The following is a 16,498-nucleotide window of genomic DNA, read 5'->3' as shown; positions in this document are numbered from 1 at the left end:
TTACTTAACGGAACCGAGCATTCCTTGTACGAATTGTTTTTGGAGCACAAAGAATACTATTGCAGTTGGTAATGTTGCAATAACTAATCCAGACATAATCATTCCATAATCTGGTGTGTAGGAAGAAGCCATTGATGATAGAAGTAATGGGACAGTCCATTTATCTTGAGTTTGTAAAGAAATCAATGGCCAAAGATAATTATTCCAACTGCTCATGAAAGTAATGATAGCAGCTGCCGCATAAGTATTTCTTTGCGTCGGAATATAAATTTTGAAGAAAATCGCTAGTTCTCCTAAACCATCTAAGCGTGCTGCTTCTACCAAGTCTATGGAGAAAGCTTTTGCACTTTGTCTGAAGAAGAAAATTAAAAAGGCTGTACTAATTCCAGGAAGTATAATCGCACCAAAACTATTAATACCAAATGGTGTTCCTGAAAGTTGAGAAAACATTCTGTAAAGAGGAATCATTTGAGCGGCGAATGGTACCATCATTGATAAAAGTAAAATATTAAAAATCAAATTTTTCTTTTTACTTTTATAGATTTCGAACCCATAACCTGCCATAGATGAAAAAAGGAGTGCCAAAATTGTTGTTAAAATAGCTATGATCGCCGAATTACCTAATGTTTGTAGAAAGTTATAGTCTGATGAAAATAATTTGCTGAAGTTTTGAACAAGCTGATTTCCGATTTTAATTTTTCCTGCAACAATATCAAGTGCATTGTTGCTCATCCCTAATATCATCCAAACAAACGGAAAAACAGAAATAAGAGAAATACAAATTAGAAATAGATATTTTAATACAGTCCCTATGTAGTGAACATTATTTTGTGCCTTTTTCATTATTTATCTCCTCCTAGTTTTGTTTGAATAATTGATAGAATAACTGTAAAGAATACAATTACGAACGAAACAGCAGCAGCATAACCAAAGTCAGGAGTATATCTGAAACTTAAGTTATAGATATAAAATGACAGAGTTGATGTTGCGTTTGCTGGACCACCATTCGTAATATTTACAACTTCATCAAATAATTGTAACGTTCCAATTGTAGATGTTATTCCTGTGAATAAAATAATTGGTTTCAAATTTGGAATCGTAATTTTGATTAACTGTTGCCATTTCGTTGCACCATCAAGAGATGCTGCCTCATATATTTCTGGATTTATATTTTGCATTCCTGATAAGAAAAAGATCATATTATAACCTGTCCAACGCCATGTTATTGCCAGAATAATCAATACTTTTGCCCAAACAGGATCTGTCAACCAACCGATTGGCGTAGAAATCAGATGAATATTCATTAAAAAATTGTTAACAACACCATTTGGAGCGAATAATGTTTTCATAATTAAAGAGTAGCTTACCATTGATGTAATACATGGTAAGAAAATAGCCGTTCTAAATACCCCTTTAAATTTTAACTTCTTATCATTCAAGAAATTTGATATTATTATCGCTAAAAATAACATTATTGGTACTTGAAAGAGTAAGAAAATGAACGTATTCGTAAATGCTTTTAAAAACATTTGATCTGAAAGCAATCGCTTATAATTTGCAAAGCCATCAAACTTCATTGCTAACGGAAGCCCTGTTTGAAATGATGTAATGAGTGCATAAACCATAGGAATAAACACAAAAACACTAATTAATATAACGGGAACTACCAAGAATGCATTCCCATTTCTAAAGATATCTTTTTTTCTCATATTCTAATCCAAATCTATTTTAATAGGATATAATATAAAATATCACGCATGAATGAACGCCCTTCCATGCGTGAACTTTTAAATTACTTAGCTGTTGCTACTTGTGCCTCTACTTGTTTTTGATAGTCTTTTAATACGGAATCTACACTCTTACCATTGACAATTTCTTGCAATGCACCAGTCATTGTTGATTCAATCGCATAGGTTTGATCACCATAATTGACAGGTGTTACAATTTGACTCCATTCAGAGAAGTCTTTAAGTGTTTTTTGATTACTGTAGAATTCATTTGGTTTGTTATATACAGCCGTATCTGAAGCAGCCTTCATAGTTGAAACCAATCCAATTTGTGTTGCCAAGTTTCCCATCAAATCAGTATTTGAAGCAAATGTTTCTTTAAGAAAATCTTTAGCCTCATCTTCACCATCGATACCACTCAATACATACCAACCCGCACCACCACTATTTGATGCATACGTTTTTCCTGATTCTCCTCCAAGGCTTGTAGGAAGTGCAGGGATAGGAGCAATTTTCCATTTTCCTGATTGATCTTTAGCTGCTGTTATTGTTGAAGAGTACCACGAACCGTTTACAGAGGATGCGACTTTACCAGTCTGAACGGCTTCTTGACCAGCAGTCCATCCAGATACTTTTTCAACAAGCCCCTCTTTATAAAGTTTCGCTTCCAATTCAAGTCCATATTTCAATGCTTTATTATCATCGATTGTTACTTTTCCATCACTGTCTGTGTACCAAGTACCGCTCTCTTGCATGATCATTCGAATTAGACCCAGATCTGAGGGGTCTAGCGACATTAACGCTTTACCAGTTTTAGCTTTAACGTCTCTTGCAACTTGAACAAATTGATCCCAATTCAAACTGCTCATTTGTTCACTAGTATAACCTGCTTGTTTTAATAAGTCAGTTCTATAAAAAAGACCAGTTACTCCAGAATCAAATGGAACACCATAAATATTATTTTTAACTGTATTTACGGCAAATTTGTATGAAGCAAAGTTATTTTTCTTGACGACATCATTTAAGCTAGAAAAAGCAGATGGATACGATTTTAAATAGCCTTGAATACGATAATCTTCAACTAATACAATATTAGGTAATCCCGTTTTATTCCCACTAGGTAAAGAGGTATTTAGCTTTTGAACGACTTGGTCTTGTGACATTGAAACGACTTTAACTTTGACATTTTTGTTAGACCAAAGTTTTGCTGCTTCCTTAACTGCTGGGATATTATACGTATCATCCCATGCCCACACAGTGATTTCTTTCACAGATTTTGATGAACTCGAGTTGCTTGACTTACTCCCACAACCTGCTAATAAACTTACCGCAATAGTAGCAATAGCTGCTCCAGCAATTACTTTAGTAAATTTCATAATGATGATTCCTCCAATATTTTATGTTTTGAAAACGTTCACATAAATATTATATCAATTTAGCAAATGAAAAGGTTTCCAAATCAAGTACTTGACCTTGGAAACCTTTTCATTTTTACTTATTTTTATAAATCGAATATGAGTCAAATAACACACGGACTAATATATACAAGGGAAGACGACTATGAACATCAAGTTCAAAATAATTTACTTCTAGGTGACTTTTATACCCAACTAAGGAAATATCTGCTAATCTAGTAACTGTTGAATTCTGTGTCGCTGTCAAAACTAGTATTTTTGCACCATTCGTTTTTGCTATTCTTGTTGCATCTATGATTTCTTCCGTCTCACCAAACAAACTAATTACTACAAGCAGTGTCTCCTTAGTTGCGAATTTAGCGAAATAATGCATTGACCTAGCATCGTCATAGAGAATTACATTCTTATGCCATAGTTGTAATTTTTGTTTCATTTCCTGAGCTGCATTGATCGATAAGCCACGTGCAAAAATAATAATATTAGTGGAATCTTCAATCGCTTGAACCGCTTCTTCAATCGATTCTGGTAATATGCCGTTAATCGTTTTTAACAATTCTTCTTCGTTTTTTGATATTGCTTCTAAAACCTCTTTAGAAAAACCTCTCCTATGGCTTGTTCGATTCTCTTTGACAGAATATCTAAAATCTGAATAACCAGCAAACCCTTTCTTTTTAACTGTCCGATTGACCGTAGAAATTGAAACATGTGCCAAATCGGCAAGAGCGGAAATTGATAATTGAGGAATGTTTTCATAGTTATCCTGTATCATTTTCCATGTATAACTTTCTGCACTTGACAAATTCCGCCCTGCCATTTTAGTCTCCATTTTCTTATTTGTATTATTTAATTATATATTATTAGTACATTGCTGTCAAAGAACCAGCTAATAAGAATAATAAAACACAAAAATGAAATTTTAATGTTTATCAGAAATTAATTTATCATTACTTACAAATAAGGGAACTTTACTAAAATTGATAATTTCTGAAAATTTGCCTTCTGTTTCAAAAATTATTATTTCATTTTTTCCTTTACAAAGATACGATTTAGGAATATACAGCGTTAAATATGGACCACTCTCCCAGAATCGTCCGATATTTATATTATTCACCATAACAAAACCTTTTCCAAAATCAGTCAAATCAAGATACGTATCTTCTATTTCTTCTAACTGAACGTGGTATTTGTATAGAGAAGGTGTTTTATACTTCCATGGTTTCGAAAAATCCGCAGTAGATAATTTTGTATCATTAATACTATAATGATTCCAATCACCACTCATAAAGTGAATATCAGCCATCACACCTGTTCTAATTCCCTTACGTTGCTTTTCATTTAATAGTCCAGGACCATAATTAGTCCGTCCAATATTTTCCATTAAAATTGAAAGAGTGTTATTTTCTTGCGAGATTTCAGCAGTTATAGGCTCACCAATTTCAGCTAAATACTGCGTTTTTTTGAGTTCATAATTTAAAAATATTTGAGCTCTATCTGAACCATCTATTATTTTAAATTTCTCAACACTGTTATCTTTTTTATAGCTATGCTCGTACATAACATAGCCATATGGATGATTCAATTCCTCCATCGTCATTGGATAATCACTGATTTTGACATCAGAAACCATTTCCTTCACTTCAAAAAATGAAACCTTATTTGTCAGATGTGCTTGAGCAGATATCGTTGGTTTTATCAACGGTCTATTTTGAATAATCGATGGGAATAATTCATGTATCACTTTTTGAATCTCATAAAACTTAGCTGTTGGGTTTCCTGCCTCATCAAGTATAGCATCATAATCATAACTGGTGACTTGAGGAATCAAACGATTTTCTGGTGATGAGCACCCATTCATAAATCCGAAGTTTGTTCCTCCATGAAACATGTATAAGTTGACACTTGCAATTTTCAATCCTTCTCTTAGAGATTCCGCAAATTCTTTGGGATCACGCTTTATAATTCTTTCGCCATAATGATTAAACCATCCGTCCCAAAATTCCATTATCATAAGAGGATAATCTGAATCATAACATTCAGTAAATTTTTTTAAATTACTGCTGACTTCTGAGCCAAAATTAACTGTCGGCAATACTCCAAATTCAGTTAAATTCCCTGCTCGTTGTGCAGCCTTCCATTCTCCATCTGAGGTGAATATTGGAACCTCACACCCATTTTTTTTCATTAACTCTAATATACCGTGAAGATATTTTTTATCATCTCCAAATGAACCATATTCATTCTCCAGTTGCATCATTAAGATGGGACCTCCATGAGTGCTTTGAAGAGGAGACAATTTTTCAAAAAGTCTCTGATAATAAGATCCTACCTTTTCTAAAAATTGAGTGTCAGAGCTTCTGATTCTCATGTTACGATAATTTAACAACCATGCCGGTAATCCACCGAATTCCCACTCTGCACAAATGTATGGGGTAGGACGAATGATAACAAAAAGTCCTACTTTTTCTGCCTCTTTAACAAAGGCAGTCACATCTAGATTATCATCGAAATTAAAGAGCCCCTCTTCTTTCTCGTGCATATTCCATGGGATGTATGTCTCAACTGTGTTTGCTCCCATCGCCTTTAAGTTATATAAACTATGATGCCAACTTTCTTTGGGCATTCGAAAATAATGTATTGCTCCTGAAATAAATTGAAAATCTCTACCATCTAATAAAAATTTATTATTTTTTATTATTAATCTGCTTTTCTTTTCCATTGTAACCTCTTTCTTTTATTTAATTATATCATTCTTAAGTTAATAAATATTTCCAGATTCAAAACTCTTTTTAGGAAATATTTCCTACATTTAGTAATTTCTCTTAACAAAAAAATGATATATTTATTTTTCGGAATATGTTTTTTTATAGCATCCTGTCCTCATTGGCAAGCGTATGAGTTATTTATTTCTATCTTTAATAGGTCATTTTCTGGTCATTTCTTTTTCCACTTTATATATTTGTATCTAATTTTGACGAACAAAAAAGCTCAAACCTTCAGCTTGAGCTTTTTATTATTTTTATCCTAATTCTTCAATCAAGGCTTTGAGTTGTGCTTTTGAATGCACACCAACGATTTGTTTTACCACTTCGCCGTCTTTCTTGAACATCAAGGTTGGGATTGACATGATGCCAAATCCTTGTGCTGTCAATGGATTTTCGTCCACGTCCATTTTACAAATCTTGAGTTCTGACTCGTCAAGTTCTTCTGATAATTGTTCCAAGATAGGCGCTTGCATGCGACAAGGACCACACCATGTTGCCCAAAAGTCAATCAGGACAAGTCCTTCTTTCGTTTCTTCTTCAAAAGTTGCATCGGTAATTGTATATTCCATGTGTCCTCCTGAGAAATTCTCATTTCTCTCTAATTTTTTATAACTCTATTTTAACTAAAAGTAAGAAAGTTTTCAAAGATTGCGACTTTTATTTCAAAATAGCAAGTGTCGCACCTGAACCACCCGCATTGATTGGGGCGTATTCATAGGATTTGATATGGCGATTGTTTTGAAGTTTCTTTTGAACCATTTCTCGAATAACACCCGTTCCAATCCCATGGACAATGGTAATTTGGATGAGATTAGCGACCAAGGCTTGATCAATATAATTATCGAGTTCAAGTTCTGCTTCTTCGTAACGCATCCCACGCAAATCAAGTTGTGCCTTGATTTTATTAGTTACTTTTTTAGTGACATTTTTTGTTTTAGGCTGCGTTTCTTCTGTTTCAATCAAATCAAATTGATCCTCAGAAAGTTTGGTAGAAATAGCGCCCACTTGGACTGTCCAACGGCCATCCTTTTCAAGTCGCACCAGCGTTCCCGTTTGACCATAATCAATCAAATTCACTTTGGCTCCTTGTTTCAGGCCACGTTTGGCTTTAGCCTTCTTGAGTACTTTATTTTGACTAAAATCAATCGTTGGTGCGAGTGCCTCAAGTTCAGTTCTGGCCGCAATGATTTCGTGCGGTTTAAGACTGGCGCGCTCATTCAAGTTTTTGAGTATGTCTTGCGCTTCCCGACTTGCCTTGTTAATTACTTCTGCCGCTTCTTTTCTGGCTTTATCCAGTTCACGCTCACGCTCACGATTGATTTGATCATAAGCGCGTTCTAAATCTCGGTGGAGCTTTTGATTTTCTTGTTCAATCTTGCGGATATGATGTGTCCGTTCAACCACTTCATGAGTCTTACTTTCCAACGTTTCAATCATGCGGTTGACATCTTTTTCGCCATCAGAGATTTGGCTGGCTGCAGCTGTGATGATTGCTTCTGGTAGTCCCAAACGTTTAGATATTTCTAAGGCATTTGATCGTCCCGGAACTCCAAGTTGAAGTCGATAGGTCGGTTTCATTTGATCAATGTTGAATTCCATGCTGGCATTGATGACAGCCGGTGTTTCAACGCCATATGCTTTCAACTCAGGATAATGGGTACTGGCCATGGTTTTAATCTGTTTGGCACGTAATTGCTCAAGAATGGCAATGGCAAGCGCAGCCCCTTCTTTAGGATCCGTCCCTGCCCCTAATTCATCAAACAAGACCAAGCTTTCAGCGTCAGCAGCTGATAAAATGCGAACAATATTGGTCATATGACTTGAGAAAGTTGAAAGACTTTGCTCGATTGATTGTTCATCGCCAATATCTGCAAAAATTTGATCAAAAACATGGATTTGACTACCTGTTTCTGCCAAAATAGGTAAGCCTGCCTGCGCCATCAAAGTGAGCAGCCCCACCGTTTTCAAGGTGATGGTTTTCCCACCTGTGTTTGGCCCAGTAATGACAATCGTGTTCAAATCCGCATCGAATTTGATGGTATTTGACACAACGACATGCGGGTCAATCAAAGGGTGACGCGCCTCGTAAAGCATGATGGCGTGTGTCTTGGTCAGCGCTGGCACACTTGCCTTGTGCTGTACCATATAATTGGTCTTAGCTTTAATCAAGTCCAAATGTCCGACCAACCAGGCATTTTGTCGAATGTCCATCGTATATGGTTTTACATCTTCCGAAAGTTGACGCAGGATGCGTGCAATCTCATTTTTTTCTTCGTTTTTGGCTTGATTAAGCGCGTTATTTAATGCGACCACTCGATTTGGCTCAATGTAAAGCGTTTGTCCACTGGCAGACATATCGTGAACAACACCAGGGATTTTATTTTTACTGTCACTTCTGACAGGCAAAACCTGTCTGTCATTTCTGACTGTGATGATGCCTTCGGTCAAATTGGAACTATTTTTATTCAACAATTCCTGCATAATTTTTTTGATTTCAGACTGATTGCGTTTGATTGAGCCACGAATGTGCATCAATTCGCTTGACGCATTGTCAAGCAGGATACCTGAATTGTCAAAAATTTCCAGCATTTTGATAAGCGCTGACAAATCAGCAAATTTCTCGAGCGTTATTGCCAGATGAGGAAAGGCAACATTTTCAGCTGCTTCAAAATAACGCCTGATATTGATGCCAACCTGTACCAGCTTTTTAATCTCCAGAAACTCACGTCCAGAGATTGACGCGTCAAGTTCCAAGCGACGCAAAAAGTCCGTCACATCGGACGTTTTCGACAGTTGCAATGCTCCATTTTCTTGAATAACTCGATGATAATCAGTGATTTCATCAAAAAGGAGCTGTATTTTTTCCGTTTCTTTCAAGGCTGTCAGCTCTGACAGCTCTTTTTTTCCTTGCGCCGTCTGTAAGTACGAGGCAAATTGTTCTTTTACTTTCTCAAATTCGAGAATTTGGAATATTTTTTCGTTCATTCTTCTTCTATATTTTTTTATCCTAACGGATTGATATGAGTAATGCTTTCAATAAATAAATTTTGGAAATAAGCTGATGTTACCGGTGTATGCAAAACCATAAGACGCACCAAAGCTGAACCAGAAAGCTGACTTTGAATGGTTACCATTGGCACCAAACTCATGGTTACAAAGAACATTTGCAGGCCAAAATAGCTAGCACAAAGTCCAAAAAGGCCCGCGATAAGTTTCCCATTCTTTCCTAATGGCGCTACTGCGAACTTCAAAAAGAGGCCAATCAAGCGAATAATCGTGTAAGCAATGACAAAAATAATGATGAAGGCAACGCCCGCATAAAAGGCTTCATCAAGCTTAAAGAGCAAGGCATCACTAAAGATAAGCAGACTTGATGAGGCTGTTGCACTTGAAAATGGCACCCACTGGCTGAGTTGCGTTGCCAGACTTTGATAGTTTCCCGCTGCAATAAAAGCGGCAAGAATGGTTCCGACTGTGTAAATGACTTGCAAAATCAAGCCACGTGAATAACCAATGGCAAATGACCAAGCCAAGATAATGATAATAATCAGATTAAGTAACATAATTTTTTCCTATTGTTTATAGCAAGAGCTATTTTTCTCTATTATACCGTATTTTCAACAAAAAACGAACCCCCAGCTGTTAAAACAACTGAGAGCTCTTCTCTTATTTACCAAACAAACTTGAGGAATGTCCTTTAGTGATGGCATGATCTAAACTGATTGAGTTGGTGATGGCATTGATGGCAATGACTGCTTCCCCAAATCCAACGGATAAGAGGGCGACTTTGCCTTGATAATCTGCACCGTCACCTGCGGCATATAGTCCATCAAAATTTGTTTTCATTTCACGATCGACTAAAATCCGTCCAGAACGTGTCACATCAAGTGCTTCAATCAAATCCAAATGATTGGTCAAAAAGCCATAATTAACCAGTATTTTATCTACATCAAGCAAACATTTTTCGTCTGATTTGACCACTTGCAACTCAAGGCCTGTCTCTGTCAGAGCTGACACTTGATAAGGCGTGTGCAATTCAATCGTTGATGCCTTAACCTGTTCAACAGTCATTTCATGCGCACGGAATTTTGGTCGGCGATGCACCAAATGAACCTCATCAGCCACATTTTCTAGCATCAATGACCAGTCTAAAGCTGAATCGCCACCGCCGAGTACGGCAACTTTTTTCCCACGGAAACTTTCCAAATCTTTGATGAAATACGACAAGCTTCCCGCTTGATAACGGCTTTCTTCGCCCTCAATATCAAGTTTACGTGGTGCCAAAAGTCCTGCTCCGGTCGTCATCAGTACGGATTTTGCTTGGAATTCATTGCTGTCAGTGCTGACAGAAAAACCAGCTTCATTTTTTTCAATTTTACCAATTTTTTGTCCTGTAAAACAGTCAAAAGGCACTAATTCAAGCTGTTTGAGTAAGTTTTTGGTCAAATCAGCCCCATGAATCTCAGGAAGTCCAGCAATATCGTAAATCTTTTTTTCAGGATAAAGGTTTTGAGGTTGTCCCCCAACTTCATCAAATGCCTCGACAAGAGCGACAGAAAGTCCTCTCATTCCCGCATAAAAAGCGGCATATAAGCCAACTGGCCCGCCGCCCACAATTAACACATCATAATTTTTCATGACCCAATTATATCATAAACTGTCAAAAGTTTTTGTCTTTTTGGCACAAAAAAACTGATAGAACATCAGTTTCATTTTTCTTATTTTGTAGAATGGCGATTGATGATTTCGTGTGCCAAAATCAATTGACTTTCAGCAACTTCTTCTTTGAGCATCAATTTTGTCAACAAACGCATTGAAACAGCACCCAAATCATACAAAGGTTGATTAACAGAAGTCAATGATGGATATGAGTATTGTGTCAATGGTGAATTACTTCCAGCAATCAATTCAAATTGTTCTGGTACTTTAACACCCTTTTCTTGAAGAGCATTCAAAACACCTACGGCTACATCATCAACAGAAACGACAGCAGAGCTTACACCCAAATCAATCAAGCGTTGAACTAAGCTACGGCCATTTTCATAAGTGTAATTTCCTTCAAAAACAAGACTTTCATCAAATGCTTGACCTGCTTCAGTAAGGGCTTCTTGATAACCAACCATGCGTTCAACATTTTCAGCATCATTCAATGAACCCAAAACGTAAGCAACTTTTTTGCTAGTTTTTGCCAATTTTGCAGTGGCTTGGTAGGCAGCCAAATGGTAGTCAATGTTGACAGAAGCCAATTCTTTGTCACCATCAATCGCACCAGCTAAGACAACAGGTGTGCGTGTGCCGACAAGTTGTTTGCGGATGCCATCAGAAAGTGAACTTCCCATGAAAACAATTCCGTCAACTTGTTTTGAAAGGAAACTTTCGATGACTTTTCCTTCTTTTTCTTCGTCATTGTCAGAGTTTGCAAGAACAACATTGTAGTTATACATTGAAGCAACATCATCAATTCCGCGCGCAATGGCAGCAAAATATGGCGATGTAATTGTAGGCAAAATCACACCTACAGTCGTTGTACGTTTGCTGGCAAGACCACGTGCAATCGCATTTGGACGATAATCAAGTTCTGCAATGGCGTCTAAAACTTTCTGACGTGTCTTTTCCTTTACATTTGCATTCCCGTTCACAACACGGCTGACTGTCGCCATTGAAACGCCTGCTACGCGTGCGACATCATAAATTGTAGTTGTCGATTCAACCATTTATTCTTCTTCCTCATTCCTTATTTTTGTTTGCGTTTTCTGAAAACCATTTTCATACCATATTATAACAGATGATGAAAGCATTTTCAATCATAAAATGCGTGATTTTTATTGAAAAATAGCGTAAAATAATATTATAATACTTTTATAGACATATTTCATCTATTTTAACTAGTTTTTCAAATTATTTAATGATATTAGTAATTATGAAAATAAAAATACTTATATGCCTATCTCATTTTGGAGGAAAACATGAGTAAAATTGAACGCATCTCTAACTTCTTAGAAGAAAACAATGTTGATATGACCTTTATCACAAATCCTACGACCTTGAACTACTTGACGGGTCTTGCCATTGATCCGCATGAACGTATTGCCGGATTGATGATTTTTAAGGCTGCAGCTCCAATGCTTTTCACACCTGCTTTGGAAGTTGAAAAAGCCAAAGAAAAAACAAGTGGATTTGATGTTTTTGGTTACGAAGACGCTGAAAATCCATGGGCTGTCATTCGTCAACACGTAAAAGTGGATGTTAAAAAAATTGCTGTTGAATATTCTGATATTCCACTTGCCAAAACAGAAGGCTTGAAAGCTCAATTTTCAGGCGTTGAATTTGTTAATTTAACACCACTTATCGAACGGATGCGTTTGATTAAATCAGCCGACGAAATTGAAAAAATGAAAGTGGCTGGCGACTTTGCTGATAAATGTTTCGAAATCGGTTTTAATTACTCAAACATTGACCGGACTGAGTCTGATGTCGTTGCCAAAATCGAATACGAAATGAAACGTATGGGTGTGCCACAAATGTCCTTTGAAACGATTGTTTTATCAGGTGCTAGAGCAGCAAATCCACACGGTGTTCCTGAAGAAGTTAAAATTCAAGACAACAAACTTTTGCTCTTTGACCTCGGTGTCATGAGCAATGGATATGCCTCAGACGCCACAAGAACGATTTCTATTGGCAAACCAAATGATTTTGATGCAAATATCCATGCCATCGTTAAAGAAGCTCAGGCAGCCGCTATGGACTTTATCAAGCCAGGTGTTACAGCTCAAGAAATTGACGGCGTTGCCCGTGATATTATCACTAAAGCGGGTTACGGCGAATACTTCAACCACCGTCTTGGTCACGGGATCGGAATGGATGTTCACGAATATCCTTCAATCGTTGGTGGAAATGACTTGGTTATCACTGAAGGCATGTGCTTCTCAAATGAACCAGGAATTTACATTCCAGGGAAAGTCGGCGTGCGTATTGAAGACTGCCTTTATGTCACTGAAACAGGATGCGAAAGCTTTACTAAAACCAATCATGATTTGATGATTTTCTAATCAGTAAATCAAATAAAAAAACAGAAGTGCATTCACTTCTGTTTTTTTGACGTCTCTTATTTTGTTTTAATGGTTTTAACTTCACTAAGACCAAGTAAATAATCCGCAGACACTTCAAGTACATTTGATAAGCCAACTAATGACGTGAAACTTGGTTCACGTTTTCCATTTTCCCAGTTGGTGTAAGTAATGCGTCCTCTTGAAATGTGGTCGGCAACGTATTGTTGAGTAAAGCCTTTTTTAAGGCGTTCGTTTTTTAAACGTTCAGAAAATGTTGTCATAATCTCTCCAATTAATAATAAATAAATTAATCGACCATGAAAAAAGTATTCCTTCACTGTCGTAATTTATATATTACACCTTTTATTCGGAAAAATCAAGTTGGTGGTTACTTCCATTGCCGAAAAAGTAGCCTGTTTTACAATTTATGGTGACAAGATAGCGTCCGTCTGGTGCATAGAGGTTGTAATAACCGCTAACAATCCCTGCTGGAGAGCCATTTCCGTTGGTTGTATGTATTGCAACAGGAACCATGATGTAATTATTGCCGCTGATATAACCACGCGTGCGACATTTATTCAAAACGGTCTCTTTAATTCCGGCAGCCCAAGTAAAGGCTGGGTCATTCACATTCAAGTTGGCTTGTGGTGTCACGCGTGATTGTGACACTTGCAAAGTAACACCTGTCGCGCTGAGTCCATCGCTTGTCGCAGCCGCTTGTGTCGTACTTGACTGACTTGTGGCACTCGAACCAGACGTTGTCGTCTTACTCGTTGCGGCACTGCTTTGACTTGTAGCGGACGCTTTGGCACTTGATTGAGCCGTTGCTGTCTTACTTGAAGTTTCTTGTGATTTTGCTTCGTCAATGGCTTGTTGAAGCAAGCTATTTAATTTGCTGTTTGAAGTTGTTGGAACAGCTGGGATAGTTATACCTGTTTTAAGCGTTGCTTTTCCAAGGGTACCATCTGTGATGATATCCGTTTCAAACAAGGCATTAACAGCCTTGATGGCATCAATTTGTGCCAAAAGTTTGGTGTATTTATCGTTTGCCTTGATTTTTTCATCTGCATTCGTAATTGCTTTAACATCAGCTTTTAAGGTCGCAGTTTTCGAAAATTGACTATTTCTCAGTTGTGTTTGTGCGCTGTCAACGAAGAAATTTTGATAATCTTTGTCAAACTGAGCTTGAGCGTCCGTTTTAGCAGCACTTGAGCTTGAACTTGTTTGGACAGTTTGCGATTTTTGATTGGCATTTTGAGTGGCAAAATAAGTCCCCCCTGCCGCAATCAAAATAAGTGCGCACACGCCAATGATAATGGGTGTTCGTTTTGATTTCGTAGGCGCATCATCACTTTCATCAGGACTGACAAGACTTGAAACAGGTTCAGAAACAGGAGCTGGGTTGACTTTCTTTTCTGCCTTGGCTGAACGCTTCGCTTGAACTGGCACCGGTATTGCTGTAACTTTAGCTTCCTCAGTTTTGAGCGGCGTTGCTTCAATCTCGGTTTCAGCCTCTACTGCTGTTTCTGTCTCAGGTTTTGTTTCTGTCAATTCTGGCATCAATTCTTCTGAAACATCAGCTTTCGCAAGTTCTACTTTTGCCTCTGCCTCTTGTGGCTCAGGCGTTTGGCTACCAAGGGGAGCTGAGCCGACTGTTGCTTCTGCTGTTTTTGTTACTTTATCTTCCAACTTGGTTACAGCTGGTTTGTCAGCTTTGACAGGTTCGTCAACGACAGTGACAGCGTCAAAAACAGGGCCCTTTTCTTCACGAGCGATTGTTTTGTCAGTCTGTTTTTCTTCGGCATCTGCATCCACTGTCGAAACTTCTGAAATTGCTTCAGACTCGGGCATTTCAACTCCTTCGTCTGCCTTTTTCGTTTCTTCAATTTCCACTTTTGCTTTTTTGTCAGCTCTGACAGGTTCGAAATCAACTCCTTTTTTGGCCGCAATTTTTTCATTGACACGTTCATTGAAGCGCTCGTCAGAAGTTTTAGCTTTTGGCTCTTTTAAATTGGCACGTTCGGCTTTGACAAATTGATCCAGCTCTTTTCCTTTTGCTTCTTCAATTTCGCCACGGTGTTGTCGGATATATTTATCAAGGACGGTTTCGTTTTCGTCATTGTCTTTCGAAATTCGTTTTGATTTTTCGACAATCTCACCGACTGTAAAATCATTTAAATCGTTTAATTTTAAAGTTTTTTCGCCAATTTGTTTTTCTTTATTTTTCTTTTTAGATGTCATTTTTCTCCTCATTTGAATGTGAATAATTAACGTTCACTTTCACTATACGAACGCACTCAAAAAGCTGGCTTTAAGCGCGTCCGTATATCGAAAAATTATTTGATGCGTTTACCAAAATACATATACAAATCTGTTCGCAAAGTTCCGTTATAGAGCTTGCGTTTTTTCGTTGCTTTTTGTCCGTAATGACGCTCAAATTCAACGTCGCTGGTCAAAATATACTTGCTCCATGTTTCCAGAGATGCAAAGGTTTGACCCATTTCTCCGTATAATTGAATGACTTTTTCTTCATCTTCAAGACGGACACCGTAAGGTGGATTGGAAACCAAAACGCCGTCCAAAGCAGTTGTATTGAAATCTTGGAGACGCATTTGTTTATATTTTATCACATCTACGAGTCCAGCTGCAAGCGCGTTACGTTTAGCAATTTCGACCATTTTTCCGTCAATATCGAAGCCTTGAATGTCCAGCTCCAAATCCGTTTTCACTTGTTTTTGAGCACGTGCTTTTTCTTGTTTAAAAATTGCTTCATCAAACCATGGGAAAGCTAAGAAAGCAAAATCACGGTTCATCCCAGGTGCCATATTTAATGCCAGCATGGCTGCTTCAATAGTAAAGGTTCCAGAACCACACGTTGGGTCAATAAATGGACGTTTTGGATTTGCCAACCAGTTTGTAAACATGATAATGGCTGCTGCCATATTTTCTTTCAAAGGGGCTTCCCCTTTTTCTTCGCGGTAGCCACGTTTGAACAAAGATTCGCCCGTTGTATCAATCGTTACCGTTACCATGTCTTTATGAATGGCTACTTCAACAGAGAACTTAGCCCCATTTTCAGGAATTGGAATTCCTTCGGGACGATGATAAGCAGTCTGCAACTTTTTAACAATTGCTTTTTTGGTAATGGCTTGAACAGAAGGTTCATTGTGCAAGGTTGATTTTACTGACTTTGCCTTGCTTACTGGGAACTTACAACCAAATGGAATGAGCGCTTCCCAGTCCAAAGCATAAACAGCTTCAAACAAGTCATCGAATGTTTTCGCTCTGAATTCGCCTACAACGATTTTGACGCGGTCAGCAGTACGGAGCCAAAGGTTTGCTTTCGCAATCGTTGCTAAATCGCCGTCAAAAAAAACACGAGAACGGTCATCAATGCTTACGTTTTGAATGTCCAAATTGCGTAATTCTTTGGCAACTAGACTTTCCAGACCTGCTGAAGCTGTCGCCATTAGTTTAAAGTTTTTTTTCATACTCATTTTCTCTAAATTATCCTATAAAATGTGTCAACAGGGACAAAAACTCGC

General features: G+C 37.6%; 14 protein-coding genes. 1 reads left to right on the top strand and 13 read right to left on the bottom strand.

Annotated features, from left to right (window positions below):
* From GHI45_RS02935 to GHI45_RS02890, 10 genes are all read right to left on the bottom strand, one after another.
* Positions 1–843 carry a carbohydrate ABC transporter permease gene (locus tag GHI45_RS02935; protein ID WP_147778999.1) on the bottom strand — a complete coding sequence of 281 codons (843 nt, stop codon included), beginning with the start codon at positions 841–843 and terminating at the stop codon, positions 1–3.
* Positions 843–1,709, bottom strand: a complete 867-nt coding sequence (locus GHI45_RS02930; RefSeq protein WP_147778998.1) for a carbohydrate ABC transporter permease — start codon at positions 1,707–1,709, stop codon at positions 843–845. The genes GHI45_RS02935 and GHI45_RS02930 overlap by 1 nt, the downstream gene beginning before the upstream one ends.
* 83 nt (positions 1,710–1,792) lie before the next feature.
* Positions 1,793–3,103 carry an ABC transporter substrate-binding protein gene (locus GHI45_RS02925; RefSeq protein ID WP_147778997.1) on the bottom strand — a complete coding sequence of 437 codons (1,311 nt, stop codon included), beginning with the start codon at positions 3,101–3,103 and terminating at the stop codon, positions 1,793–1,795.
* 115 nt (positions 3,104–3,218) lie between these two features.
* Complete coding sequence (locus GHI45_RS02920; RefSeq protein ID WP_147778996.1) at positions 3,219–3,956, bottom strand: MurR/RpiR family transcriptional regulator; 738 nt, start codon at positions 3,954–3,956, stop codon at positions 3,219–3,221.
* Between the two features lie 102 nt (positions 3,957–4,058).
* Complete coding sequence (locus GHI45_RS02915) at positions 4,059–5,858, bottom strand: beta-galactosidase family protein (protein ID WP_147778995.1); 1,800 nt, start codon at positions 5,856–5,858, stop codon at positions 4,059–4,061.
* Between the two features lie 300 nt (positions 5,859–6,158).
* Positions 6,159–6,473, bottom strand: coding sequence for a thioredoxin (gene trxA, locus GHI45_RS02910; protein ID WP_147778994.1), 315 nt, complete (start codon positions 6,471–6,473; stop codon positions 6,159–6,161).
* Positions 6,474–6,561: 88 nt separating this feature from the next.
* The gene (locus GHI45_RS02905) at positions 6,562–8,889 is read right to left on the bottom strand and encodes an endonuclease MutS2 (protein ID WP_147778993.1); all 2,328 of its coding nucleotides are present in this window, start codon (positions 8,887–8,889) and stop codon (positions 6,562–6,564) included.
* A 17-nt stretch (positions 8,890–8,906) separates the two neighbouring features.
* Positions 8,907–9,467: a CvpA family protein gene (locus tag GHI45_RS02900; protein ID WP_147778992.1), complete on the bottom strand. Its 561-nt coding sequence runs from the start codon at positions 9,465–9,467 to the stop codon at positions 8,907–8,909.
* Positions 9,468–9,570: 103 nt separating this feature from the next.
* Positions 9,571–10,542 carry an NAD(P)/FAD-dependent oxidoreductase gene (locus tag GHI45_RS02895; protein WP_147778991.1) on the bottom strand — a complete coding sequence of 324 codons (972 nt, stop codon included), beginning with the start codon at positions 10,540–10,542 and terminating at the stop codon, positions 9,571–9,573.
* Between the two features lie 80 nt (positions 10,543–10,622).
* Positions 10,623–11,618 carry a substrate-binding domain-containing protein gene (locus tag GHI45_RS02890; protein ID WP_147778990.1) on the bottom strand — a complete coding sequence of 332 codons (996 nt, stop codon included), beginning with the start codon at positions 11,616–11,618 and terminating at the stop codon, positions 10,623–10,625.
* A 252-nt stretch (positions 11,619–11,870) separates the two neighbouring features.
* Here GHI45_RS02890 and GHI45_RS02885 point away from each other — a divergent pair, with 252 nt between their 5' ends.
* The gene (locus tag GHI45_RS02885; protein ID WP_147778989.1) at positions 11,871–12,953 is read left to right on the top strand and encodes a Xaa-Pro peptidase family protein; all 1,083 of its coding nucleotides are present in this window, start codon (positions 11,871–11,873) and stop codon (positions 12,951–12,953) included.
* 56 nt (positions 12,954–13,009) lie between these two features.
* On the opposite strand, the gene GHI45_RS02880 is transcribed toward GHI45_RS02885, so the two are convergent.
* The 3 genes from GHI45_RS02880 to GHI45_RS02870 all read right to left on the bottom strand — a co-directional run bounded on the left by GHI45_RS02880 (position 13,010) and on the right by GHI45_RS02870 (position 16,444).
* Positions 13,010–13,234 carry a helix-turn-helix domain-containing protein gene (locus GHI45_RS02880; protein ID WP_147778988.1) on the bottom strand — a complete coding sequence of 75 codons (225 nt, stop codon included), beginning with the start codon at positions 13,232–13,234 and terminating at the stop codon, positions 13,010–13,012.
* Between the two features lie 82 nt (positions 13,235–13,316).
* On the bottom strand, positions 13,317–15,194 hold the full coding sequence (locus GHI45_RS02875; protein WP_147778987.1) for a cell division site-positioning protein MapZ family protein: 1,878 nt from the start codon (positions 15,192–15,194) through the stop codon (positions 13,317–13,319).
* A 95-nt stretch (positions 15,195–15,289) separates the two neighbouring features.
* A complete protein-coding gene (locus tag GHI45_RS02870; protein WP_147779134.1) occupies positions 15,290–16,444 on the bottom strand; it encodes a class I SAM-dependent RNA methyltransferase in 1,155 nt (384 codons plus the stop codon).
* Positions 16,445–16,498 lie beyond the last annotated feature (54 nt).

The organism is Lactococcus sp. dk101 (genome assembly GCF_009601055.1).
Classification (GTDB): Bacteria; Bacillota; Bacilli; order Lactobacillales; family Streptococcaceae; genus Lactococcus.
This window is presented reverse-complemented; position numbering and strand designations above follow the sequence as displayed.

Excerpts from the sequence above, each read along its gene's own strand:
- GHI45_RS02935 (WP_147778999.1), bottom strand. The coding sequence starts at position 843 with ATGAAAAAGGCACAAAATAATGTTCACTACATAGGGACTGTATTAAAA.
- GHI45_RS02930 (WP_147778998.1), bottom strand. The coding sequence starts at position 1,709 with ATGAGAAAAAAAGATATCTTTAGAAATGGGAATGCATTCTTGGTAGTT.
- GHI45_RS02925 (WP_147778997.1), bottom strand. The coding sequence starts at position 3,103 with ATGAAATTTACTAAAGTAATTGCTGGAGCAGCTATTGCTACTATTGCG.
- GHI45_RS02920 (WP_147778996.1), bottom strand. The coding sequence starts at position 3,956 with ATGGCAGGGCGGAATTTGTCAAGTGCAGAAAGTTATACATGGAAAATG.
- GHI45_RS02915 (WP_147778995.1), bottom strand. The coding sequence starts at position 5,858 with ATGGAAAAGAAAAGCAGATTAATAATAAAAAATAATAAATTTTTATTA.
- trxA (WP_147778994.1), bottom strand. The coding sequence starts at position 6,473 with ATGGAATATACAATTACCGATGCAACTTTTGAAGAAGAAACGAAAGAA.
- GHI45_RS02905 (WP_147778993.1), bottom strand. The coding sequence starts at position 8,889 with ATGAACGAAAAAATATTCCAAATTCTCGAATTTGAGAAAGTAAAAGAA.
- GHI45_RS02900 (WP_147778992.1), bottom strand. The coding sequence starts at position 9,467 with ATGTTACTTAATCTGATTATTATCATTATCTTGGCTTGGTCATTTGCC.
- GHI45_RS02895 (WP_147778991.1), bottom strand. The coding sequence starts at position 10,542 with ATGAAAAATTATGATGTGTTAATTGTGGGCGGCGGGCCAGTTGGCTTA.
- GHI45_RS02890 (WP_147778990.1), bottom strand. The coding sequence starts at position 11,618 with ATGGTTGAATCGACAACTACAATTTATGATGTCGCACGCGTAGCAGGC.
- GHI45_RS02885 (WP_147778989.1), top strand. The coding sequence starts at position 11,871 with ATGAGTAAAATTGAACGCATCTCTAACTTCTTAGAAGAAAACAATGTT.
- GHI45_RS02880 (WP_147778988.1), bottom strand. The coding sequence starts at position 13,234 with ATGACAACATTTTCTGAACGTTTAAAAAACGAACGCCTTAAAAAAGGC.
- GHI45_RS02875 (WP_147778987.1), bottom strand. The coding sequence starts at position 15,194 with ATGACATCTAAAAAGAAAAATAAAGAAAAACAAATTGGCGAAAAAACT.
- GHI45_RS02870 (WP_147779134.1), bottom strand. The coding sequence starts at position 16,444 with ATGAAAAAAAACTTTAAACTAATGGCGACAGCTTCAGCAGGTCTGGAA.